The organism is Streptomyces sp. NPDC004667 (assembly GCF_040609475.1).
Taxonomy (GTDB): Bacteria; Actinomycetota; Actinomycetes; order Streptomycetales; family Streptomycetaceae; genus Streptomyces.
The window spans coordinates 1-21,152 of sequence record NZ_JBEXKC010000050.1; the positions used below are offsets into that span (position 1 = coordinate 1).

The window sequence follows — 21,152 nt, forward strand, 5'->3', positions numbered from 1 at the left end:
CCACGCCGCCCCCCCGCGCGGGGGCGGTGGGGCGCGGGGCGCCCCCCCCCCCCCCCCCGGGCCCCCCCCCCGGGGCCCCGCCCCCGGGGGCGCGGCCCTCGTACGACTGCGGCGGTGGACCGCCGGATCAGGCCAGCGGGCCCGTCACCGGCTCCACGGCCGCCACGAGACCGCCCGCGCGCACGAAGGCGTCGGCGGCGGCCAGGTCGGGGGCGAGGAAACGATCCGGCCCAGGACCCTCCACGCCCGCCTCCCGCGCCGCGGCGATCGCGGCCCGGCTGGCCGGCGCCGGGGTGAGGCCGTGGCGCAGCTCGATGGCCCGGGTGGCCGCGTAGAGCTCGATGGCGATGATCCGGGTCAGGTTGTCGATCGCGGTGCGCAGCTTGCGCGCGGCCGACCACCCCATGGAGACGTGGTCCTCCTGCATGGCGGAGGAGGGGATCGAGTCGGCGGAGGCCGGAACGGCCAGCCGCTTCATCTCGCTGACCAGGGCGGCCTGCGTGTACTGGGCGATCATCAGGCCGGAGTCCACGCCGGCGTCGTCCGCCAGGAACGGCGGCAGGCCGTGGCTGCGGTTCTTGTCGAGGAGGCGGTCGGTGCGCCGCTCGGCGATGGAGCCGAGGTCGGCGGCGGCGATGGCCAGGAAGTCCAGCACGTAGGCGACGGGCGCGCCGTGGAAGTTGCCGTTGGACTCCACGCGGCCGTCGGGCAGCACCACCGGGTTGTCGACGGCGGAGGCCAGTTCGCGGGAGGCGACCAGGGCGGCGTGCGCCATGGTGTCGCGGCCCGCGCCGGCGACCTGGGGGGCGCAGCGCACGGAGTAGGCGTCCTGGACGCGCGGGGCGGACTCCTCCTGGAAGTGCCCGGTGAGACCGGAGCCCTTGAGCACGGCGGCCATGTTGGCGGCGGAGGCGCCCTGGCCGGGGTGCGGGCGGATGGCGTGCAGCTCGGGCTGGAGCACCTTCTCGGTGCCGAGCAGGGCCTCCAGGGTGAGGGCGGCGGTGATGTCGGCGGACTTGTAGAGCCGGTCGAGGTCGGCGAGGGCCATGACCAGCATGCCGAGCATGCCGTCGGTGCCGTTGAGGAGGGCGAGGCCCTCCTTCTCCCGCAGCTCGACGGGCTCGATGCCGTGCTCGGCGAGCAGTTCGCCGGCGGGGCGGACGGTGCCGTCGGGGCCCTCGGCGTCGCCCTCACCCATCAGCGCGAGCGCGCAGTGCGAGAGGGGTGCCAGGTCGCCGGAGCAGCCGAGGGAGCCGTACTCGTGGACGACGGGGGTGATCCCGGCGTTGAGCACGTCGGCCATGGTCTGGGCGACGGAGGGGCGCACCCCGGTGTGCCCGGAGGCCACCGTCTTCAGGCGCAGGAACATCAGGGCGCGCACGACCTCCCGCTCGACGCGCGGGCCCATGCCGGCGGCGTGCGAGCGGACGATGTTGCGCTGGAGCTGCGCGCGCAGCTCGGGGCTGATGTGCCGGGAGGCGAGGGCGCCGAACCCGGTGGAGACCCCGTAGACGGGTTCGGGCTTGGCGGCGAGCGCGTCGACGATCTCCCGAGCGCGGGCGAGGGCGTCCAGGGCCTCGCCGGACAGCTCGATCCGCGCGTTGCCTCGGGCGACTGCGATGACGTCCTCGGCGGTGGTCCCGGAGGTTCCCACCACGACAGTGTGCATATCCATATTCAGCACCCTACGGATTGAATCGCTTCATGTCACTAGGGGAAATTGTCACGATCGCGCTCACCCGGCGCCCCTTACCCGCCACGACCCCGCCGCGACCTCGCCACCACCGCGCCCCGACCGCGCCGCGATCCCTCCCCGCGCCCCTCACTGCCGCCCGCGGAAGCGGCGCCGCTCGCCCGGGGCCTCGCGTGCGGCGGCGTCGGCGAGCCGCACCACGGCGGTGTCCCGGCCCGCCACCACCGGCCGCGCCGACCGCGCGGCCTTCGCCTTGTACTGGGCGGCGTCGGCCAGCCGGAAGAGCCTGCGCGAGGACCTGACCGGCCCGATCGGGTCCCCGGTCGAGGCGACCCCGCAGGCCACCCCCTCGCCCAGCTCCAGTTCGGCGGCGCGCGCACACACCTCCTCGGTCACCCGGACCACCTCGTCGGCCGAGGGCCCCACGCTGACCAGACAGAACTCGTCGCCGCCCAGCCGGGCCACGAGCGTGCCCGCCAGCATGGCCCCGCACAGGCTCAGCACCGAGCCGAACCGTTCCAGCAGCCGGTCGCCCATGGCGTGCCCGAGGGTGTCGTTGACCTTTTTGAGGCCGTTGAGGTCGCAGACGACCAGGCTCACCACCGCCGCGGCCCGCCGGTGTTCCTCCAGGGCCTCGTCGAGCCGCATGTCGACGGCCCGCCGGTTCGCGAGGCCGGTCAGCGGGTCGGTGAAGGCCAGTCGGCGCGCCTCCTCCAGCCGTTCGTTCTGGGCGAGTCCGGCCGCGACCACCGCTGCGAGGACCGCCGCGAACTCGGCGTCGTCGTCGTCGAAGTCGGGCAGCCCCTCGTCCCGGGCGACGTACAGCTCGCCCCAGGCCCGCCCGCTGAGCACGATCGGCGCGACCACGCAGCTGCCGCGCCCGCGCCGGCGCAGGGCCTCCCCGCGGCGGCCCGGCCGGTCGCCGACCGCGCTCTCGACCCAGGCGTGCGGCCCGCCCCCGCCGGCCCAGCGTTCGTGCAGGAACTCGGTGATCTCAGGGAAGTCGTGCACGGGATAGGACTCGTCCTCGGGGAACTCCTCCTCCCCGGCCCGCCGTTCTCCCTCGTTGACGAGCACCCGCAGCCGTCCCCGCTCGCGCTCCCAGGCGGAGATGGCGGCGAACGACCCGTCCATCGCCACCCGTGCGCCCCGGGCTGCGGCCCGGACGCTGTCCCGCGGCGCGCAGGCGGCCGCCATGGCCTGCGCGAGGCCCACGACGGCCCGAAGCCGCCCGTCAACTCCCATCGCCCCAGGTTAGGGGGTTTGTCTGATTTAGTGACAGTTGGCGCGCATTTCTGCGATCCTACGATCACACCGCGTGACGGCGGCCGGCGGCCGGGCATCTTCGGTGGGCGCTGCCGGTGGGCGCTGCCCGCGGGCGCTGCCCGTGGGCCGCCCTACTCCCCCGGCCAGTTCGGCTTGCGCTTCTCGTTGAACGCCGCCACGCCCTCGGCCCGGTCCCCGGAGAAGGCCACCGTGCGCCAGGCCGCGTCCTCGATCTCCAGCCCTGCCGCCAGGTCCATCCCGTGGCCCAGCCGCAGCGCCCGCTTGGCCGCGCGCAGCCCGACGGGGGAGTTCGCCGCCATCGCCGCCGCCAGCTCCAGGGCCCGCGCACGGTCCTCGCCCGCCGGGGCCAGCGAGTCCACCAGGCCCAGGGAGAGCGCCTCCGCGGCCTCCACCCGCCGGGCCGTGAAGATCAGCTCGGCCGCCCGGGCCGCCCCGACCCGCCGGGGCAGCAGCTGCGTACCGCCGCCGCCCGGGATCACGCCGACCGAGACCTCGGGCAGGCCGACCACCGCCGTCTCGTCGGCCACGATCACGTCGCAGGCCAGCGCCAGCTCGAAGCCGCCGCCCAGCGCGAAGCCGTGCACCGCGGCGACGGTCGGCATCGGCAGTTCCAGCACGCCGCCGTAGGCCCCCCGGGTGGTCGGCCGCTGGCGCACCAGCTCGGCGTCCGAGAAGGAGTTGCGCTCCTTGAGGTCCGCGCCCACGCAGAAGGCCCGCTCATGGGTGGAGGAGAGCACGACCACCCGTACCGAGGCGTCGGCGGCGAGCGCCGCGCAGGCCGCCCCGATGGACCGCGCCATCTCCGTGGAAACGGCGTTCATCGCCTTGGGCCGGTCCAGCACCAGCTCGGCGACGGCCCCGCCGTCACCATGGCGCCGCACCGCGACGAACTCCCCGTACCGGACCTCGTCCACAGCCACGCCACCCTCCCGGTTAACGAACGTTACCCGGGGATCTTAGGCGTCCTGCGCGTCAGCGACCAGGGCTCCACGACACCCAGACCGCGGACCGGCCGCTGCCACATCGGCTGGAGCGCGAAACGGTACGAGCCGCCGCCCTCCTCGGCCTCGGCGCCCTTCTCCGACTTCGGCGCGGCTCCGGTCCGGCTCAGCTCCTCGGCCATCGCCCCGTCCACCAGCACGGCGTCCTTCGGGGCTATGGAGGTCAGGCGCGAGGCGAGGTTCACGGTCGTCCCGAACACGTCGCCCATCCGGGTCGTCACGGTCCCGAAGGCGATCCCGACCCGCAGCTCCGGCATCTGCGGATCGGCCTCCATCGTCTCGATCAGCCGCAGCGCGATCTCCGCCGCCGTCGCCGAGTCGTCGGCGCAGTACAGCACCTCGTCGCCGAGCGTCTTGATGAGCCGGCCGCCGTGCGCCGCCACCAGGTCCGCGGCCGTGGTCTCGAAGGCCTCGACGAGCTCGCCGAGCTCCTCCTCCTCCAGCCGGCGCGTCAGCCGGGTGAAGCCCACCAGGTCGGCGAAGCCCACCGCGAGCCTGCGGTCGACCATCTCCTCGTCGTCCGCGACCTGCACGACCCGGCCGGTGGCCGCCGCGAGCTGGCGGCGCCACACGTAGACGAGGAACTCCTCCAGCTCCGGCAGCAGCAGCTCGACCAGCGGGTACGTGACCTCCGTACGGGTCATGCCGGGCTCGGGCGGCTCCGTCAGGCCCTCCAGGAAGGAATCGATCTGCCACTCCGCCAACCGGGCGGTGGTCTGCCCGGTGGACCGGGCCACCTGCACGGCCATCGGCTCGCTGAGCAGCCCCGCCTCCACGAGACCGGCCAGGCGGCGCAGCGCCAGCACGTCGGCCTCCGTCAGCGCCCGCGCCTGCCCGATGTCGGCGAAGCCCATGGCCCGCCAGAACCGCGAGGCCAGCTCCATCGACACCCCGGCGCTGCGGGCGGCCTGGAAGGGCGTGTAGCGCCGCTCGGCGCCCAGGATCAGCTGCTCCAGCCGGATCGCGAGCGGGTCGGCCGTGGGCTGGGCGGTGTGGTCCACCTCGTGCATCGGGGTGTGCTGGTCGCGCCCGATCGGCGTCCCGGGCCCCGAGCCGGAGCCGGTCCCCGGGCCCGGACCGGACCCGGACGCGCTGGACGTAGGGTCGTCGACGGTCAAGGGCCGCCTCCTGTCCATTCCGTGCGCACTGCGAAACCGGGTGATCACCGCGGGACCGGGATCGCCTAAACCATACGGCAGGTGTGCCGTAGCTCACTCCCCTTCCATTTTGGGGTTCCTTCGCCTCCGGGGCGCTGGATGCCGGACTCACAGCCCGTCCGTGCTCACAAACCGCTCGTTCCTCCCGGTTTGCTCCGCGCGCACGGGCTGTTCCCCCGGCGCGCCCCTTCGGCTCGGGAACCCCGTGCGGGCTGCGGGTGCGGTACGGGCCGGGAGCTGCGGCCGGGCTGCACGCGGGGTGGCCGAAATCCAGCCCGCCGGCGTTCGAGGCGCGGGGGACCGGGGCGGAGCCCCCGGAAGCACCCCGCCCCGGAGCGGGGTCCCGGGGGGGGCGGAGCCCTCGTCCCGCCCGCCCCGCAGCGGCAGCGTCAGCGCACGGAGCGCAGGTGGACCACGTCGCCCGCGCCCACCGCCTCCCGCTCCTCCTCCGGCGTCCGGATCACCAGCCGCCCGTCCGCGTCCACCGCTTCGGCCGTTCCGGTGAGGGAGCGCCCGCCGGGCAGCTCCGCGCGCACGTGCCGGCCCAGGGTCGCGCAGCTCGCCGCGTACGCCTCCTGGAGGCCGCTCTCGGCCGGGTCCCCGCCGGCCTCGCGCCAGCGCCCGTACCACTCCTCCAGCATCCGCAGCACCGCCTTGAGCAGCGGCTCCCGGTCCGTCACCGCCGCCTTCGCCAGCAGCAGCGACCCCGCCGCCGGCACCGGCAGCTCGTCCTCGGTCAGCGTGACGTTGAGCCCGATGCCGACCACGACCCCGTCCGCGACCCGCTCCGCGAGGATCCCGGCGGCCTTGCGCTCCTCCCCGTCCACCGTGACCAGCAGGTCGTTGGGCCATTTCAGGGAGGTGTCCACGCCCGCCGCCCGGGACAGGCCCTGCGCGGCGGCCACCCCGGCCAGCAGGGTCAGCCACCCCCACCGCTCCTGCGGCACCCCCTCCCCCGGCTTGAGCAGGACGGAGAAGAACAGCCCCGAGCGCGCCGGAGCCGTCCAGCTGCGGTCCAGGCGGCCCCGCCCGGCGGTCTGCTCCTCGGCGACCAGCACGGCCCCCTCCGACAGGTCCGCGGCCCTCGCGGCGAGGTCGGTGTTGGTGGAGCCGGTGGCGGGGACCACCTCCAGGGAGGTCCACAGGCCGCCCTCGACGACGAGGGCCCGGCGCAGGGCGGCGGCGTTGAGGGGAGGCCGGTCCAGGCTCGACCAGCGTCCCGCGGAGGGTCCGGCTGCTGCATCTGATGGCGTCATGCAAGCCACATTAGGTGTGTCAAACGCCGCACTGCCGAGCGCCATGCCCGCCGATACGCTACGCACCAGTAGCCAGCAGCAGTCAATCAATTGACCAGGCAGTTGACACCACACAGGGAGCCGCGACCCCGATGTCCCAACCCTCAGAGCCGATCGACATGCACACAACCGCGGGCAAGCTCGCGGACCTGCGGCGCCGCGTCGAGGAAGCCACCCACGCCGGTTCCGCGCGGGCCGTCGAGAAGCAGCACGCCAAGGGCAAGCTGACGGCACGTGAGCGTGTCGCGCTGCTGTTGGACGAGGGGTCCTTCGTAGAGCTGGACGAGTTCGCCCGGCACCGCTCCACCAACTTCGGCCTGGAGAAGACCCGCCCCTACGGCGACGGCGTCGTCACCGGCTACGGCACGGTGGACGGCCGCCCGGTGGCGGTGTTCTCGCAGGACTTCACCGTCTTCGGCGGAGCCCTCGGCGAGGTCTACGGCCAGAAGATCATGAAGGTCATGGACTTCGCGCTGAAGACCGGCTGCCCCCTCGTCGGCATCAACGACTCCGGCGGCGCCCGCATCCAGGAGGGCGTCAGCGCGCTCGGCATGTACGGCGAGATCTTCCGCCGCAACGTGCACGCGTCCGGCGTGATCCCGCAGATCAGCCTGATCGTCGGCCCCTGCGCCGGCGGTGCCGTGTACTCCCCGGCGATCACCGACTTCACCGTCATGGTCGACCAGACCTCGCACATGTTCATCACCGGCCCGGACGTCATCAAGACGGTCACCGGCGAGGACGTCGGCTTCGAGGAGCTGGGCGGTGCGCGCACCCACAACTCCACCTCGGGCGTGGCGCACCACATGGCGGGCGACGAGAAGGACGCCATCGAGTACGTCAAGTCCCTGCTGGCTTACCTGCCGTCGAACAACCTCTCCGAGCCGCCCTCCTTCCCGGAGGAGGCGGACACCGAGGTCTCGGACTCCGACCTCGAACTCGACACGCTGATCCCCGACAGCGCGAACCAGCCGTACGACATGCACACCGTGATCGAGCACGTGCTGGACGACGGCGAGTTCCTGGAGACGCAGTCGCTGTTCGCCCCGAACATCCTCACCGGCTTCGGCCGCGTCGAGGGCCACCCGGTGGGCATCGTCGCCAACCAGCCGATGCAGTTCGCCGGCTGCCTGGACATCAACGCCTCCGAGAAGGCGGCGCGGTTCGTGCGGACCTGCGACGCCTTCAACGTGCCGGTGCTGACGTTCGTCGACGTCCCGGGCTTCCTGCCGGGCACCGACCAGGAGTACAACGGAATCATCCGGCGCGGCGCGAAGCTGATCTACGCCTACGCCGAGGCCACCGTCCCCCTGATCACCGTCATCACCCGCAAGGCCTTCGGCGGCGCCTACGACGTCATGGGCTCCAAGCACCTGGGCGCCGACCTGAACCTGGCCTGGCCCACCGCGCAGATCGCCGTCATGGGCGCGCAGGGCGCGGTGAACATCCTGCACCGGCGCACGATCGCCGAAGCGGGGGAGAATGAGGTCGAGGAGGTGCGCGCCCGCCTGATCGGCGAGTACGAGGACGCGCTGCTCAACCCGTACACGGCCGCCGAGCGCGGTTACGTCGACGCGGTGGTCATGCCGTCCGAGACCCGCGCCCACGTGGTCAAGGGGCTGCGCCAGCTGCGGACCAAGCGGGAGTCCCTGCCCCCGAAGAAGCACGGCAACATCCCCCTCTAGGCCCCCGAGGAGCTCACAGTGATGATCAAGGTCGTCAAGGGCAACCCGACCCCCGAGGAGCTGGCCGCCGCACTGGCGGTGGTCCGAGCGCGCGCGGCGGCGCTGGCCTCGGCCCCGTCGGGCGCGCCCCGGGTCCCGGACGAGTGGGCCGCTCCGCGCCGGGTGGCACGGCACCGGCTGCCGCAGCCCGGTCCCCGCGCGTGGGGCCGTACGTACTGGCCCGGCCAGCACTGACGGAACCGGCCGCGGGAGACCCGGCGGACCCGGCGCCCGGAAGATGGCGCGAACGGACGGTGGCGCCTGAGTACGAGTACTCAGGCGCCACCGGCGTCCCGGGGCAAGGATCGGAGCATGCTCTGGTCAGACCCGAAGAACGAGCCGCCGAAGGACATGCGCGACGCCCAGGCGATGCTCCGGCGGCTGCTCGTCGTGCTCGCCCTCGCGATGGCCGTCGGGGTGTACGTGCTCGGCATCGCCCCCTTCTAGGGGGACGGCCCGCCGGCCGGGGCCGCGTCCGCCCTACGATGGCCCCCATGACCGTAGAGCCACAGCGCACGCTCGTCCTCGCCTCCGCCTCCCCCGCCCGGCTGAACCTGCTGCGGCAGGCCGGGCTGGCCCCGCACGTGATCGTCAGCGGGTTCGACGAGGACACGCTCAGCCACGACGAGCCGGCCGGTCTGGCCCTGGCCCTGGCCGAGGCCAAGGCGGGCGTGGTGGCGGGCCTGGCGGAGGCCGCGGGCGCGCTGGTGATCGGCTGCGACTCGGTGCTGGAACTGGACGGCGAGGCCCTGGGCAAGCCGGCCGACGCGGCGGAGGCCACGGCCCGCTGGAAGGCGATGCGCGGACGCGCCGGGGTGCTGCGCACGGGGCACTGTGTGATCGACACGACGACCGGGCGTCAGGTTTCGGCCACCGCTTCGACGACGGTCCGCTTCGGCGAGCCGACGGACGCCGAGGTGGCCGCGTACGTGGCCAGCGGCGAGCCGCTGCACGTGGCCGGGGCGTTCACCCTGGACGGGCTGTCGGCGCCGTTCATCGACGGCATCGACGGGGACCACGGCAACGTCATCGGCCTGTCGATGCCGCTGCTGCGCTCCCTGCTGGGCGAACTGGACGTGTCCATCACGGACTTGTGGGCCTGAGCCCCTTGAAGTCCGACGGCTCGTCCCGGCCCCCGGCGTAGAGCGTCAGGGCCAGGACGAGCAGACAGAGGATCACCATCGCCGCCGTGAAGGCGCCCCAGCCGACGAGCGCCGCGGCGATGGCGCCAAGCAGGACGTGGGCCAGGGCGGCGGCGATCAGCACGACGCGGGCGAAGCGGCCGGGCGCGCGGTCCCGCAGGGCCGTCAGGGCGAGCAGGACGGCGCCCAGCAGGAAGAAGGCGCCGATGGCCGCCCCCAGCCCGTAGGTCGCCTTGCTCATGAGGTCCGGATCGCTGCCGGCGATGGACATCGACTGGTTCGCGGTGGTCCGCCCGAGCACGAGGTGGACGAGCACCAGGACCGCGGCTTCCGCGACGAGCGCGAGCGCGCCCAGCCCGGCCACGAGTCTGCGCAGCACGACGCCCCCATCCCCCGCACACCACAAGTGTGTTCGACGCACTGGAGGCTACTAACGAGTAAACCTGCGGACAAGAGCTCGGGGCGGCTTCGTTACGGGAGCCCTCCGTGACGGCTCTCACTCAAAGAATGCATAGGCCGTTCGTAGGGACTCGACAAAGAATCAGCGGGGGCCGCTGACCCGCCGAACAGAGACCTGCACTGTGCAACGGGGTTACTGTGCAGTCGGGGATCTCCCTGACCTGGGGCGACACAAGGGCTTTCCCGCCGGAGGGACGCTCGCATCACGCTCTGTGTGGGCAAGCTCACCACCGGGGAAGGGTCGAAAGGCCGTGTCGGCTGTCCCTAAACTCAGCTTGTTTCAAGGAGGGAGCCATCGTGCGCAAGGTGCTCATCGCCAACCGTGGCGAAATCGCTGTCCGCGTTGCCCGGGCCTGCCGGGATGCCGGGATCGCGAGCGTAGCCGTCTACGCCGATCCGGACCGGGACGCCCTGCACGTCCGCGCGGCAGACGAAGCTTTCGCGTTGGGCGGTGACACCCCGGCCACCAGCTACCTCGACATCGCGAAGGTCCTGCAGGCCGCCGCCGACTCCGGAGCGGACGCCATCCACCCCGGATACGGCTTCCTGTCCGAGAACGCGGACTTCGCCCAGGCCGTCATCGACGCGGGCCTGACCTGGATCGGCCCGCCGCCGCAGGCCATCCGCGACCTCGGTGACAAGGTCGCCGCCCGGCACATCGCCCAGCGCGCCGGCGCCCCGCTGGTCGCCGGCACCCCCGACCCGGTGTCCGGGTCGGACGAGGTCGTCGCCTTCGCGCGGGAACACGGCCTGCCGATCGCGATCAAGGCCGCCTTCGGCGGCGGCGGCCGCGGCCTGAAGGTCGCCCGCACCATCGAAGAGATCCCGGAGCTCTACGACTCCGCCGTCCGCGAGGCCGTCGCCGCCTTCGGCCGCGGCGAGTGCTTCGTCGAGCGCTACCTCGACAAGCCGCGCCACGTGGAGACCCAGTGCCTGGCCGACAGCCACGGCAACGTGGTCGTCGTCTCCACCCGCGACTGCTCCCTGCAGCGGCGTCACCAGAAGCTCGTCGAGGAGGCCCCCGCGCCCTTCCTCAGCGAGGCCCAGAACGCCGAGCTGTACGCCGCCTCCAAGGCCATCCTCAAGGAAGCCGGCTACGTCGGCGCCGGCACGGTCGAGTTCCTCGTCTCCGCCGACGGCCTGATCTCCTTCCTGGAGGTCAACACCCGCCTCCAGGTGGAGCACCCGGTCACCGAAGAGGTCTCCGGCATCGACCTGGTCCGCGAGATGTTCCGCATCGCCGACGGCGAGGAGCTCGGCTACGGCGACCCCGCCCTGCGCGGCCACTCCTTCGAGTTCCGCATCAACGGCGAGGACCCGGGCCGCGGCTTCCTTCCCGCGCCGGGCACCGTCACCAAGTTCGCCCCGCCCACCGGTCCCGGCGTCCGCCTGGACACCGGCGTCGAGTCCGGCTCGGTCATCGGCCCCGCCTGGGACTCCCTGCTGGCCAAGCTGATCGTCACCGGCGCCACCCGTGAGCAGGCCCTCCAGCGGGCCGCCCGCGCCCTGGCCGAGTTCGAGGTCGAGGGCATGGCCACCGCCATCCCCTTCCACCGCGCGGTCGTCGCCGACCCCGCCTTCGCGCCCGCCGACGGCAACCCGTTCACGGTCTACACCCGCTGGATCGAGACCGAGTTCGTCAACGAGATCCCGGCCTTCGTCGTACCGGCGGCCGAGGACACCGAGGACGAGCCGGGCCGCGAGACCGTGGTCGTCGAGGTCGGCGGCAAGCGCCTGGAGGTCTCCCTCCCGTCCTCGCTGGGCATGACCCTGGCCCGCACCGCCGCCGCCGGCGGTGCGAAGCCCAAGCGCCGCGCCGCCAAGAAGTCCGGCCCGGCCGCCTCGGGCGACACCCTGGCCTCCCCGATGCAGGGCACCATCGTCAAGGTGGCCGTAGAGGAGGGCCAGCAGGTCAACGAGGGCGACCTCGTCGTCGTCCTGGAGGCCATGAAGATGGAGCAGCCCCTCAACGCGCACCGCTCGGGCACCATCGTGGGCCTGAACGCCGAGGTCGGCGCCTCCCTCACCTCCGGCGCCACCATCTGCGAGATCAAGGACTGACGTCCGGGACCGCACCGCGGCAACGACGAGGCCCCGCCCGGCTGACCGGGCGGGGCCTCGTCGTCGTCCGGACCGTCCCCGCGGTGCGCGGCGGGCCACCCTGGCGGGAGCCGCCCGACGGACACCGTCCCGGAACGGTCCGGGGTCAGCGGCGCCGCATGTCCGCGACGCGCGCCCGTTCGCCGGCCTGCTGCTCCAGCATCGAGGCGGGAGCGCTGCGCAGCTGGGCGGTGGGGCCGCCGCGCCGCTGGACCGGCAGGGGGGACTCCCGGCGGGGCCTGCGGCCCTGCATGCCGTCCCCACCCGGGGCTCCGCCGTGGCCCCCGCCGGAGGCCGCCGAGGAGCCCGCCACGGTGATCTGCACGCCCTGGTCGGCCAGCGACTGGAGCTCGGTGGCGGCCCGGTCGTCGTGGGGCGGCGGCTCGTCCGTCACCAGCCGCGTCATGATGTCCGTCGGCACGGTCTGGAACATGGTGTCGGTGCCGAGCTTCGTGTGGTCGGCGAGCACCACCACCTCGGCCGCGGCCTGCACCAGCGCCCGGTCCACGCTCGCGGAGAGCATGTTGGAGGTGGACAGCCCCCGTTCGGCGGTCAGCCCGCTCCCGGACAGGAAGGCCCGCGACACCCGCAGCCCCTGGAGGGACTGCTCGGCCCCGCTGCCGACGAGGGCGTAGTTGGACCCGCGCAGGGTGCCGCCGGTCATCACCACCTCGACCCGGTTGGCGTGTGCCAGGGCCTGGGCGACGAGCAGCGAGTTGGTGACGACGGTGAGACCGGGCACCCGGGCGAGCCGGCGGGCCAGCTCCTGGGTGGTCGTCCCCGCGCCGACGACCACGGCCTCGCCCTCTTCGACGAGGCCGGCCGCGACATCGGCGATGGCGGTCTTCTCCGCCGTCGCGAGGTGGGACTTTTGCGGAAAGCCGGACTCCCGCGTGAAACCGCCCGGCAGGACCGCACCGCCGTGCCGGCGGTCGAGGAGTCCTTCTGCCTCCAGTGCCCGCACGTCCCTGCGCACGGTCACTTCGGAGGTCTGGACTACGCGGGCGAGCTCCCGGAGCGATACCGCTCCGTTGGCCCGCACCATTTCGAGGATCAATTGGCGACGTTCTGCAGCGAACACGAAACTGACAGTAACCCCAGCGATCGACTGCTTTCAGCTCTTTGCGCCGGAATACCGAAGTTGTCCATACGGTGGGTCGACTGGTGGTATACGCGGACCGACGGCCGGGTGCACCGCCGGGGCCGCTCCACCCCCCGACCTCGACGACCGCCCCAAACCCCGTACGGGCAGGGGCGGTTGCCCGAGGCCTACGCCTCGCCCGCCGCCTTGCGGGTGTGCAACTGCCGCGCCACTTCGGCGATCGAACCGGACAGGGAGGGGTACACGGTGAACGCGTTTGCGATCTGCTCGACCGTCAGGTTGTTGTCGACCGCGATCGAGATCGGGTGGATGAGCTCGCTCGCGCGCGGCGAGACGACCACGCCGCCGACCACGATGCCGGTGCCCGGACGGCAGAACATCTTCACGAAGCCGTCCCGGATGCCCTGCATCTTCGCGCGCGGGTTGCGCAGCAGCGGCAGCTTCACCACGCGGGCGTCGATCTTGCCCGCGTCCACGTCGGCCTGGGTGTAGCCGACGGTGGCGATCTCCGGGTCGGTGAAGACGTTCGAGGAGACGGTCTTCAGGTTCAGCGGGGTCACCGCGTCGCCGAGGAAGTGGTACATCGCGATGCGGCCCTGCATGGCGGCCACGGACGCCAGCGCGAAGACCCCGGTCACGTCACCGGCCGCGTACACGCCCGGCGAGGAGGTGCGCGAGACCTTGTCGGTCCAGATGTGGCCCGAGTCCTTGAGCCGGACCCCGGACTCCTCCAGGTTCATGTTCCGGGTGTTCGGGATGGCGCCGACGGCCATCAGGCAGTGCGTGCCGGTGATGACCCGCCCGTCCGACAGGGTGACCTCGACCCGGTCCCCGACCCGCTTGACGGACTCGGCGCGCGAGCGGCCGACCACGTTCATGCCGCGGCGCCGGAAGACGTCCTCCAGCACGGCCGCCGCGTCGGGGTCCTCACCCGGCAGGACGCGGTCGCGCGAGGACACCAGGGTCACCCGGGAGCCGAGGGCCTGGTACGCGCCGGCGAACTCGGCGCCGGTCACGCCCGAGCCGACCACGATGAGCTCCTCGGGGAGCTCCTCCAGGTCGTAGACCTGGGTCCAGTTCAGGATCCGCTCCCCGTCGGGCATCGCGTCCGGGATCTCGCGGGGGGTGCCGCCGGTGGCGATCAGCACCGCGTCGGCGGTCAGGATCGTCTCCGTGCCGTCGGCCGCGGTGACGATGACGTCCCGGGTCCCGTCGATGCCCTGCGGGCCGCCGAGCTTGCCGCGGCCGCGCAGCACGCGGGCGCCGGCCCGGGTCACGGACGCGGTGATGTCGTGGGACTGGGCGAGCGCGAGGCGCTTGACGCGCCGGTTCACCTTGCCGAGGTCCACGCCGACGACGCGCGCGGCCTGCTCGATGTGCGGGGTGTCGTCCGCGACGACGATGCCCAGTTCCTCGTACGACGAGTCGAAGGTCGTCATGACCTCGGCGGTCGCGATGAGAGTCTTCGAGGGCACGCAGTCGGTGAGCACCGACGCCCCGCCCAGACCGTCGCAGTCGACGACGGTCACCTCCGCGCCGAGCTGGGCCCCCACCAGGGCCGCCTCATACCCGCCGGGTCCGCCGCCGATGATCACGATCCGGGTCACGAAAAGTCCGCCTCACGTCTACCCGGCCGGCTGCCGCCCCGGCCGGCGGTCCGGGGGGTCTCCCCGGGGGATGCATTCCGTGCTCCATTGTCCCGCACTCATCAAGGTGCTTCTCCCCCGGTCCCGACCCCGCTGCGCCATCCGGGCACGCGGGCCGGGCCGCCCCTCCCGTACCCTCGACCTCATGTCGCTCTACGCCGCGTACGCCGGCAACCTCGACCCGCGGCTGATGACGCGCCGCGCTCCGCATTCGCCGCTGCGCGGCACGGGCTGGATCAACGACTGGCGGCTGACCTTCGGCGGCGAGCAGATGGGGTGGGAGGGCGCCCTCGCCACGATCGTCGAAGCCCCCCGCCACCAGGTCTTCGTCGCCCTGTACGACATCGCCCCGCTGGACGAGGACTCCATGGACCGCTGGGAGGGCGTCGGTCTGGACATCTACCGGCGCATGCGGATCCGGGTCCACACCCTGGACGGCGAGGAGGCCGCCTGGGTGTACGTGCTCAACGGCTACGAGGGCGGTCTGCCCTCCGCTCGGTACCTGGGCGAGATCGCCGACGCCGCCGAATCGGCCGGCGCCCCGCACGACTACGTGATGGAACTCCGCAAGCGCCCCTGCTGACCTCCACGGTTCCCCGACCGGCCTTCGAGGCTGCGCAGAGGCCGGACCGGGACCACGGGGACGTTTCGGCGGAAACGACAAGGCAACGATCCGAACACCGTGAGCTGCGCCATCTACGCGCGTAGGCGATAAGCGGCTACGCTCGTCGGCGTGAATGCATCTGTTATCGACCCCTTCGCCGCCGCCGACGCCGCCGCCACTCGCCTGCGCGAGCTGACCGGCGTCGATTCCCACGATGTCGCCCTCGTCATGGGCTCCGGCTGGGCCCCCGCCGCCGAGGCGCTGGGCGCGCCCGAGGCCGAGTTCCCCGTTACCGAGCTGCCCGGCTTCCCGGCCCCGGCCGTCGAGGGCCACGGCGGCAAGATCCGCTCGTACAAGATCGGCGACAAGCGCGCGCTGCTCTTCCTCGGCCGGACCCACTACTACGAGGGCCGCGGCGTCGCCGCCGTCGCGCACGGTGTCCGCACCGCCGTCGCCGCCGGCTGCAAGACCATCGTCCTGACCAACGGCTGCGGCGGTCTGCGCGAGGGCATGAAGCCCGGCCAGCCCGTCCTGATCAGCGACCACCTCAACCTGACGGCCACCTCGCCGATCGTCGGCGCGAACTTCGTGGACCTCACCGACCTGTACTCGCCGCGCCTGCGCGCGATGTGCAAGGAGATCGACGCGAGCCTGGAGGAGGGCGTCTACGTCCAGTTCCCCGGCCCGCACTACGAGACCCCGGCCGAGATCAACATGATCCGCGTGATGGGCGCCGACCTGGTCGGCATGTCCACCGTGCTGGAGGCCATCGCCGCCCGTGAGGCCGGCGCCGAGGTCCTGGGCATCTCCCTGGTCACCAACCTGGCGGCGGGCCTGTCCGGCGAGCCGCTCAACCACGAAGAGGTCCTCCAGGCCGGCCGCGACTCGGCCGCCCGCATGGGCACGCTGCTGACGCAGGTCCTCGCCCGCATCTGATCGACGACGTACGAGAGGTAAGGCGGAAGCAGTGCAGGAACAGGCACAGGCACAGGCACAGGACGACCTGATCACCCGGGCGCAGGCCTGGCTGGCCGAGGACCCGGACCCGGAGACGGCGGCGGAGCTCTCCGCCCTCCTCGCGTCCGGCGACACGGCGGACCTCGCGGACCGTTTCTCCGGCACGCTGCAGTTCGGCACCGCCGGTCTGCGCGGCGAGCTCGGCGCGGGCCCGATGCGGATGAACCGCGCCGTGGTCATCCGGGCGGCGGCGGGCCTGGCGGCCTACCTGAAGGCCCAGGGCCACGCCGGCGGCCTGGTCGTCGTCGGCTACGACGCGCGCTACAAGTCGGCGGACTTCGCGCGCGACACGGCGGCCGTCATGACGGGCGCCGGCCTGCGCGCGGCCGTCCTGCCCCGCCCCCTCCCCACGCCGGTCCTCGCGTACGCCATAAGGCACCTGGGCGCCGTCGCCGGCGTCGAGGTGACCGCGAGCCACAACCCGCCGCGGGACAACGGCTACAAGGTCTACCTCGGCGACGGCTCGCAGATCGTCTCCCCGGCGGACACGGAGATCGCGGCGGAGATCGCCGAGGTCACCACGCTGGACTCCGTCCCCCGCCCCGGCTCCGGCTGGCAGGACCTCGGCGACGAGGTCCTGGAGGCCTACCTGGCGCGTACGGACGCCGTGCTGACCCCCGGGTCCCCGCGCGGCGTGCGGACCGTCTACACGGCCATGCACGGCGTCGGCAAGGACGTGGTCCTGGCCGCCTTCGCCCGACACGGCTTCCCGACGCCGGTGCTCGTCGCCGAGCAGGCGGAACCGGACCCGGCCTTCCCGACGGTCGCCTTCCCCAACCCGGAGGAGCCGGGCGCGATGGACCTGTCCTTCGCGAAGGCCGCCGAGGTCAACCCGGACATCGTCATCGCCAACGACCCGGACGCGGACCGCTGCGCGGTGGCCGTCCCCACCGCCGACGGCTGGCGCATGCTGCGCGGCGACGAGGTCGGCGCGCTGCTGGCGGCCCACCTGGTCCACAAGGGCGCCCGGGGCGTCTTCGCCGAGTCGATCGTCTCCTCCAGCCTCCTGGGCCGGATCGCGGAGGCGGCCGGCGTCGGCTACGAGGAGACCCTGACGGGCTTCAAGTGGATCGCCCGCGTCGAGGGCCTGCGCTACGGCTACGAGGAGGCGCTCGGCTACTGCGTGGACCCCGAGGGCGTCCGCGACAAGGACGGCGTCACCGCCGCCCTCCTCGTCGCGGAACTGGCCTCGGTCCTCAAGGAACAGGGCCGCACCCTGACCGACCTGCTGGACGACCTGGCGATGGCCCACGGCCTGCACCACACCGACCAGCTGTCGGTGCGCGTGGAGGACCTCTCGGTGATCGCCAACGCGATGGCCGCCCTGCGCGCGGAACCCCCGACCACCCTGGCGGGCCTGCGCGTGGTCTCGGCGGAGGACCTGAACCGGGGCACGGACAAGCTCCCGCCCACGGACGGCCTGCGCTACTACCTGGACGGCGCCTACAAGGCCCGGGTGATCTGCCGCCCGTCGGGCACCGAGCCCAAGCTCAAGTGCTACCTGGAGGTGGTCGTCCCGGTGGCCGAGGCCTCCGACCTCACGACCGCCCGCACGACGGGCCAGGAAATCCTGGACGCCATCAAGAAGGACCTCTCGGCGGCGATGGGCCTGTAGCAGGCCCCACCCCCCTCACGGCCCCCCGAACCCACCCCGGTCCGGGGGGCCGTCGGCGTTGCGGGGCGGCTCACCGCTTCCGAGGAAGCACCGGGTGTACGGCTGCGCCTCATGGGCATGCGTGGCAGGGTCACCGGCATGCGAATCCTGGTACTGGGTGGCGGCTGGTTCCTCGGCAGAGCGGTGATCGAGGGCGCGCTCGCCCGTGGTTGGGACGTGACGGCGTTCAACCGGGGCCGCTCCGGCGCCGTGCCCGAGGGCATCACGACGGTACGGGGAGACCGGACCGACGCCACCGACCTGAAGCGGCTGGCCGCGTCGGGTCCGTGGGACGCCGTCATCGACACGTCGTCCGGGGAGATGTCCCCCCGCACGGTGCTGGCCGCCGCCGAGGCCCTGCGCCCGGCGGCCGGACGCTGGGTGCACGTCTCCACCGTGTCCGTCTACCAAGGGTGGCCGCACCAGCCCCTGACGGAGGACTCGCCTCTGCTGGACGCCCCGGCCGACGCCGACGAGTCGTTCGGGCACACCGGTGCCGACGGCTCCCCCACGCAGTACGGGTTCCAGAAGGCCGGGGCGGAGAAGGCCGTTCGCCGGACGTTCGACGACGCGGCCGTCATCCTCCGTCCCGGGGTGATCCTGGGACCGGGCGAGTACGTGGGACGCCTGCCATGGTGGCTGCGGCGGGCCGAGCGCGGCGGGGCGATCCTCGCCGCCGCTCCCTCCCTCCGTCCGATCCAGCCCGTGGACGTGCGCGACGTGGCCGCGTTCGCCCTGGACCAAGCCGCGCGCGACGGCGGCGGAGCGTTCAACCTCGCCCATCCGGCCCCGCTCTCCATCGGGGAGTTCCTCACCCATTGCCTCGCCGTCACCGGCGGCGCCGGACATGTCGTCTGGGCCGATCCGGCCGTGCTGGCGGAACACGGAGTCCGCCAGTGGACCGAGATGCCGTTGTGGCGCACGGCCTCCGGGGTGTGGTCCGTGGACGCGTCCCGCGCCGTGGCCGCCGGACTCTCCTGTCGCCCGTTGACCACGACCATCGACGACACGTGGAACTGGCTGAAGGCCGACGGGCGTCCCGTCCAGCACCCCCGAGCCGCCGAACACGGCATCGCCCCACACAAGGAGTCCGCGATCCTCGCAGCCCTCGGACACCCACCGTCCCGGCATCCGCCGACCGTCCACGGCTGATCAGGCCTTCGCGACCCGCAGCATCACGTCGTACAGGGGCGCCCCGGGCCACGGTTGCGCCTCGCCCACCTTGCGATATCCCCATGCGCGGTACGCGGCCACGGCCTCACGGCTGTCCGGGTGGACGTTGAGCAGAACCCGTTCGGCGTCGACAGCAGTGAGCAGGGCCTCGTGCAGGCGGCTGGCGACGCCCTGCCGTCGCCAGCCGGCACGGACGGCCATTTCCATCAGCCCGAAGGTCCGTCGGCCGTCCTCGCGGCGCATGTCCTCGGGCACCGGCTCCGTGAGCTGGTCCCACCAACCCGCCTGTGGGCCGAGCACGTAGCCGTACGCCATACCCACCGGCTCACCGCCATCCGTCGCCGCCAGGACCCCCCGGAAGGTGCCCTTGCGGGTCCAGGTCCGAAAACGCCGGAAGGCAGCCGACACGTCCACCTCGGTTTCGGCATAGGGCGGTCCGGCGAACGCCTCGGCATAGACCAACCGAAAGGCGTCCTCGGCCAACGCCGCAGCCGGGCCGTCGAGCTGTTCGATGCCGATGCGCACCGACTGGTCGGCAGTCACCCGAGCCTGACCTTGCGGGCCGCGATGCGGATACGGATCACCTCGAACTCATTCCCGCCACTCCGCCTTCCCCCCGATCAGATCGAGGAGTGTGGCCTCGACCGCGATCGACCACATCTGCCAACGGCTGGCCTCACTCACGGCGTAGCTTTGCATTATGGCCAATGAGCACTTGGGCGACCGCTTGAGCCGACTCCGCCGTTTCGCCGATCTCACGCAGGAGGGATTGGCGGAGCGGTCCGGCGTGTCCGTGGACGTCGTGCGCAAGCTGGAACAGAAACGCAAGCACAGTGCTCGACTGCCCACGCTGCACGCCCTGTCGAAGGGATTGGGCGTCGAGCTCACGAGCCTGCTGGGCGATCCTCCCGCGGTGCCGTCGAACGGTGAGGCCGATTCGCCTGCGCTCGTTGCAGTCCGACGCGCGATCATGCCGCCCCTGTTCGCTCCGCCCGTGGAACCCAGAGGCGTTGAGCGGCTCTCGCTTCCCCTCCTACGGGCCGAGCTGGCGGACGGATGGGCCCTCTACCACTCGGCAGGCTTCGGCCGCCTCATGGATTCGCTGCCCGACATCATCGCCGACGCCCGCCTCCTGGCAGCCATCGGCAACGCCGACCAGCGAGCAGCCGGGCAGGCAGCCCTCGGCAAGGCTCTGCAGTTGGGTGGGCACTTGGCCATCCGGCTGGGAAAGACGGACCTCGCACTGTCGGCCCTGGAGCGCGCCTACGCTGCTGCCGGTGACTCGTCGGACCCCTTACTGGCCCCGATGTTGTCGAACTCCGTTGCCTGGGCCTACCAACGCCAGGCCCGCCTGGACGACGCCAGGAACCTGGCCGTGCACGCTGCGGATTCTGTGGAGCGCGAACACACCAACACCTCAGAAGGTGTCCGCGTGTGGGGGGGATTGTTGATGTCCGCAGCGACCTCGTACGCGCGCAGCGACGACTACGAGACCGCCAACGACATGATGGTCACTGCGGAGAAGGCGGCGAGCCGTCTGGCCACGCTGCCTCCGCCAGTCGACGGCAGGCTGGTCTCGGTCTTCAGCCGGTCATCCGTACGCATTGAACGAGTACGCCTCGCAGTCCAGCACGAGAGGCCGGAAGAAGCCCTGACGCTGGCCCGCGGAATAAGGCTCAGCCATGACACCCCACCCTCTTGGCGCACGTGGCTGTTCTTGGATCTGGCCCGCGCCCACACGGACATGGGAGACGCCGCCGGGGCCGTGAAAGCACTGGAAAGACTGCGCAAGGTAGCGCCGGCGTGGCTGCGCCATCACACCTTGGCCGTGGCAATCGTGTCGGACCTGTGGGAGGGACCGCACCGCCCCCCGGGCCTGCGGCAACTGGCCGAGTTCCTGGGCATCACTGACTAAGGGCGCAAAAGTAGGACGTTGCATCCCTGTAGCTCCTCGCCAGCCGACGAGAACATCACACCGTCCGGCAGACGACTTGAGGGTGCGACATGGCGACAACGCGACACGAGACGACAGCAATCCGATCCTTCGATCCCGACGGTACGAAGTCGAGAACCAAGGCGCCCAGCCTGGAACTCCTCG

General features: G+C 72.5%; 19 protein-coding genes. 10 read left to right on the forward strand and 9 right to left on the reverse strand.

The annotated features are described in order from the left end of the window. Positions 1 to 127: 127 nt before the first annotated feature. The 5 genes from hutH to ABZW32_RS25175 all read right to left on the reverse strand — a co-directional run bounded on the left by hutH (position 128) and on the right by ABZW32_RS25175 (position 6,394). Positions 128 to 1,669 carry a histidine ammonia-lyase gene (hutH, locus tag ABZW32_RS25155; protein ID WP_356219681.1) on the reverse strand — a complete coding sequence of 514 codons (1,542 nt, stop codon included), beginning with the start codon at positions 1,667 to 1,669 and terminating at the stop codon, positions 128 to 130. Positions 1,670 to 1,822: 153 nt separating this feature from the next. After that, positions 1,823 to 2,938, reverse strand: coding sequence for a GGDEF domain-containing protein (locus ABZW32_RS25160; RefSeq protein WP_356219573.1), 1,116 nt, complete (start codon positions 2,936 to 2,938; stop codon positions 1,823 to 1,825). 152 nt (positions 2,939 to 3,090) lie between these two features. Next, positions 3,091 to 3,894: an enoyl-CoA hydratase-related protein gene (locus tag ABZW32_RS25165; protein ID WP_356219683.1), complete on the reverse strand. Its 804-nt coding sequence runs from the start codon at positions 3,892 to 3,894 to the stop codon at positions 3,091 to 3,093. A gap of 29 nt (positions 3,895 to 3,923) precedes the next feature. Next, on the reverse strand, positions 3,924 to 4,991 hold the full coding sequence (locus tag ABZW32_RS25170) for an adenylate/guanylate cyclase domain-containing protein (RefSeq protein WP_280919610.1): 1,068 nt from the start codon (positions 4,989 to 4,991) through the stop codon (positions 3,924 to 3,926). Between the two features lie 536 nt (positions 4,992 to 5,527). Beyond that, the gene (locus tag ABZW32_RS25175) at positions 5,528 to 6,394 is read right to left on the reverse strand and encodes a biotin--[acetyl-CoA-carboxylase] ligase (RefSeq protein WP_356219575.1); all 867 of its coding nucleotides are present in this window, start codon (positions 6,392 to 6,394) and stop codon (positions 5,528 to 5,530) included. Positions 6,395 to 6,525: 131 nt separating this feature from the next. Between ABZW32_RS25175 and ABZW32_RS25180 the strand changes: the two genes are divergently transcribed. From ABZW32_RS25180 to ABZW32_RS25195, 4 genes are all read left to right on the forward strand, one after another. Beyond that, positions 6,526 to 8,118 carry an acyl-CoA carboxylase subunit beta gene (locus ABZW32_RS25180; protein ID WP_356219577.1) on the forward strand — a complete coding sequence of 531 codons (1,593 nt, stop codon included), beginning with the start codon at positions 6,526 to 6,528 and terminating at the stop codon, positions 8,116 to 8,118. An 18-nt stretch (positions 8,119 to 8,136) separates the two neighbouring features. Continuing rightward, a complete protein-coding gene (locus tag ABZW32_RS25185; RefSeq protein ID WP_356219580.1) occupies positions 8,137 to 8,352 on the forward strand; it encodes an acyl-CoA carboxylase epsilon subunit in 216 nt (71 codons plus the stop codon). Between the two features lie 117 nt (positions 8,353 to 8,469). Next, complete coding sequence (locus ABZW32_RS25190) at positions 8,470 to 8,604, forward strand: hypothetical protein (protein WP_356219583.1); 135 nt, start codon at positions 8,470 to 8,472, stop codon at positions 8,602 to 8,604. A 38-nt stretch (positions 8,605 to 8,642) separates the two neighbouring features. Then, positions 8,643 to 9,260 (forward strand): nucleoside triphosphate pyrophosphatase, encoded by a 618-nt coding sequence (locus ABZW32_RS25195; RefSeq protein WP_266841361.1) that lies wholly within the window; start codon positions 8,643 to 8,645, stop codon positions 9,258 to 9,260. On the opposite strand, the gene ABZW32_RS25200 is transcribed toward ABZW32_RS25195, so the two are convergent. Then, a complete protein-coding gene (locus ABZW32_RS25200; RefSeq protein ID WP_356219586.1) occupies positions 9,241 to 9,678 on the reverse strand; it encodes a hypothetical protein in 438 nt (145 codons plus the stop codon). The genes ABZW32_RS25195 and ABZW32_RS25200 overlap by 20 nt on opposite strands. Positions 9,679 to 10,055: 377 nt before the next feature. Here ABZW32_RS25200 and ABZW32_RS25205 point away from each other — a divergent pair, with 377 nt between their 5' ends. Beyond that, entirely contained in the window at positions 10,056 to 11,819 is a 1,764-nt protein-coding gene (locus tag ABZW32_RS25205) for a biotin carboxylase N-terminal domain-containing protein (protein WP_356219589.1), read from the forward strand. Positions 11,820 to 11,964: 145 nt separating this feature from the next. Here the strand turns inward: ABZW32_RS25205 and ABZW32_RS25210 are convergent, their stop codons facing one another. Next, on the reverse strand, positions 11,965 to 12,939 hold the full coding sequence (locus ABZW32_RS25210) for a DeoR/GlpR family DNA-binding transcription regulator (protein ID WP_356219592.1): 975 nt from the start codon (positions 12,937 to 12,939) through the stop codon (positions 11,965 to 11,967). A gap of 188 nt (positions 12,940 to 13,127) precedes the next feature. Continuing rightward, on the reverse strand, positions 13,128 to 14,567 hold the full coding sequence (locus ABZW32_RS25215; RefSeq protein WP_356219594.1) for an NAD(P)H-quinone dehydrogenase: 1,440 nt from the start codon (positions 14,565 to 14,567) through the stop codon (positions 13,128 to 13,130). Positions 14,568 to 14,751: 184 nt separating this feature from the next. Between ABZW32_RS25215 and ABZW32_RS25220 the strand changes: the two genes are divergently transcribed. From ABZW32_RS25220 to ABZW32_RS25235, 4 genes are all read left to right on the forward strand, one after another. Next, positions 14,752 to 15,189, forward strand: coding sequence for a gamma-glutamylcyclotransferase (locus tag ABZW32_RS25220; RefSeq protein ID WP_030231145.1), 438 nt, complete (start codon positions 14,752 to 14,754; stop codon positions 15,187 to 15,189). A gap of 150 nt (positions 15,190 to 15,339) precedes the next feature. Beyond that, entirely contained in the window at positions 15,340 to 16,146 is an 807-nt protein-coding gene (locus ABZW32_RS25225; protein WP_356219598.1) for a purine-nucleoside phosphorylase, read from the forward strand. Positions 16,147 to 16,177: 31 nt separating this feature from the next. After that, positions 16,178 to 17,842: a phospho-sugar mutase gene (locus ABZW32_RS25230; RefSeq protein WP_356219600.1), complete on the forward strand. Its 1,665-nt coding sequence runs from the start codon at positions 16,178 to 16,180 to the stop codon at positions 17,840 to 17,842. A gap of 138 nt (positions 17,843 to 17,980) precedes the next feature. Next, the gene (locus ABZW32_RS25235; protein ID WP_356219603.1) at positions 17,981 to 19,033 is read left to right on the forward strand and encodes an NAD-dependent epimerase/dehydratase family protein; all 1,053 of its coding nucleotides are present in this window, start codon (positions 17,981 to 17,983) and stop codon (positions 19,031 to 19,033) included. On the opposite strand, the gene ABZW32_RS25240 is transcribed toward ABZW32_RS25235, so the two are convergent. Beyond that, complete coding sequence (locus tag ABZW32_RS25240; RefSeq protein WP_356219606.1) at positions 19,034 to 19,597, reverse strand: GNAT family N-acetyltransferase; 564 nt, start codon at positions 19,595 to 19,597, stop codon at positions 19,034 to 19,036. It lies immediately after the preceding gene. 157 nt (positions 19,598 to 19,754) lie between these two features. On the opposite strand from ABZW32_RS25240, the gene ABZW32_RS25245 reads away from it, so the two are divergent. Beyond that, positions 19,755 to 20,969, forward strand: a complete 1,215-nt coding sequence (locus ABZW32_RS25245; RefSeq protein ID WP_356219608.1) for a helix-turn-helix transcriptional regulator — start codon at positions 19,755 to 19,757, stop codon at positions 20,967 to 20,969. Positions 20,970 to 21,152 lie beyond the last annotated feature (183 nt).

Excerpts from the sequence above, each read along its gene's own strand:
- ABZW32_RS25235 (WP_356219603.1), top strand. The coding sequence starts at position 17,981 with ATGCGAATCCTGGTACTGGGTGGCGGCTGGTTCCTCGGCAGAGCGGTG.
- ABZW32_RS25160 (WP_356219573.1), bottom strand. The coding sequence starts at position 2,938 with ATGGGAGTTGACGGGCGGCTTCGGGCCGTCGTGGGCCTCGCGCAGGCC.
- ABZW32_RS25170 (WP_280919610.1), bottom strand. The coding sequence starts at position 4,991 with ATGCACGAGGTGGACCACACCGCCCAGCCCACGGCCGACCCGCTCGCG.
- ABZW32_RS25220 (WP_030231145.1), top strand. The coding sequence starts at position 14,752 with ATGTCGCTCTACGCCGCGTACGCCGGCAACCTCGACCCGCGGCTGATG.
- hutH (WP_356219681.1), bottom strand. The coding sequence starts at position 1,669 with ATGCACACTGTCGTGGTGGGAACCTCCGGGACCACCGCCGAGGACGTC.
- ABZW32_RS25190 (WP_356219583.1), top strand. The coding sequence starts at position 8,470 with ATGCTCTGGTCAGACCCGAAGAACGAGCCGCCGAAGGACATGCGCGAC.
- ABZW32_RS25245 (WP_356219608.1), top strand. The coding sequence starts at position 19,755 with ATGGCCAATGAGCACTTGGGCGACCGCTTGAGCCGACTCCGCCGTTTC.
- ABZW32_RS25195 (WP_266841361.1), top strand. The coding sequence starts at position 8,643 with ATGGCCCCCATGACCGTAGAGCCACAGCGCACGCTCGTCCTCGCCTCC.
- ABZW32_RS25180 (WP_356219577.1), top strand. The coding sequence starts at position 6,526 with ATGTCCCAACCCTCAGAGCCGATCGACATGCACACAACCGCGGGCAAG.
- ABZW32_RS25175 (WP_356219575.1), bottom strand. The coding sequence starts at position 6,394 with ATGACGCCATCAGATGCAGCAGCCGGACCCTCCGCGGGACGCTGGTCG.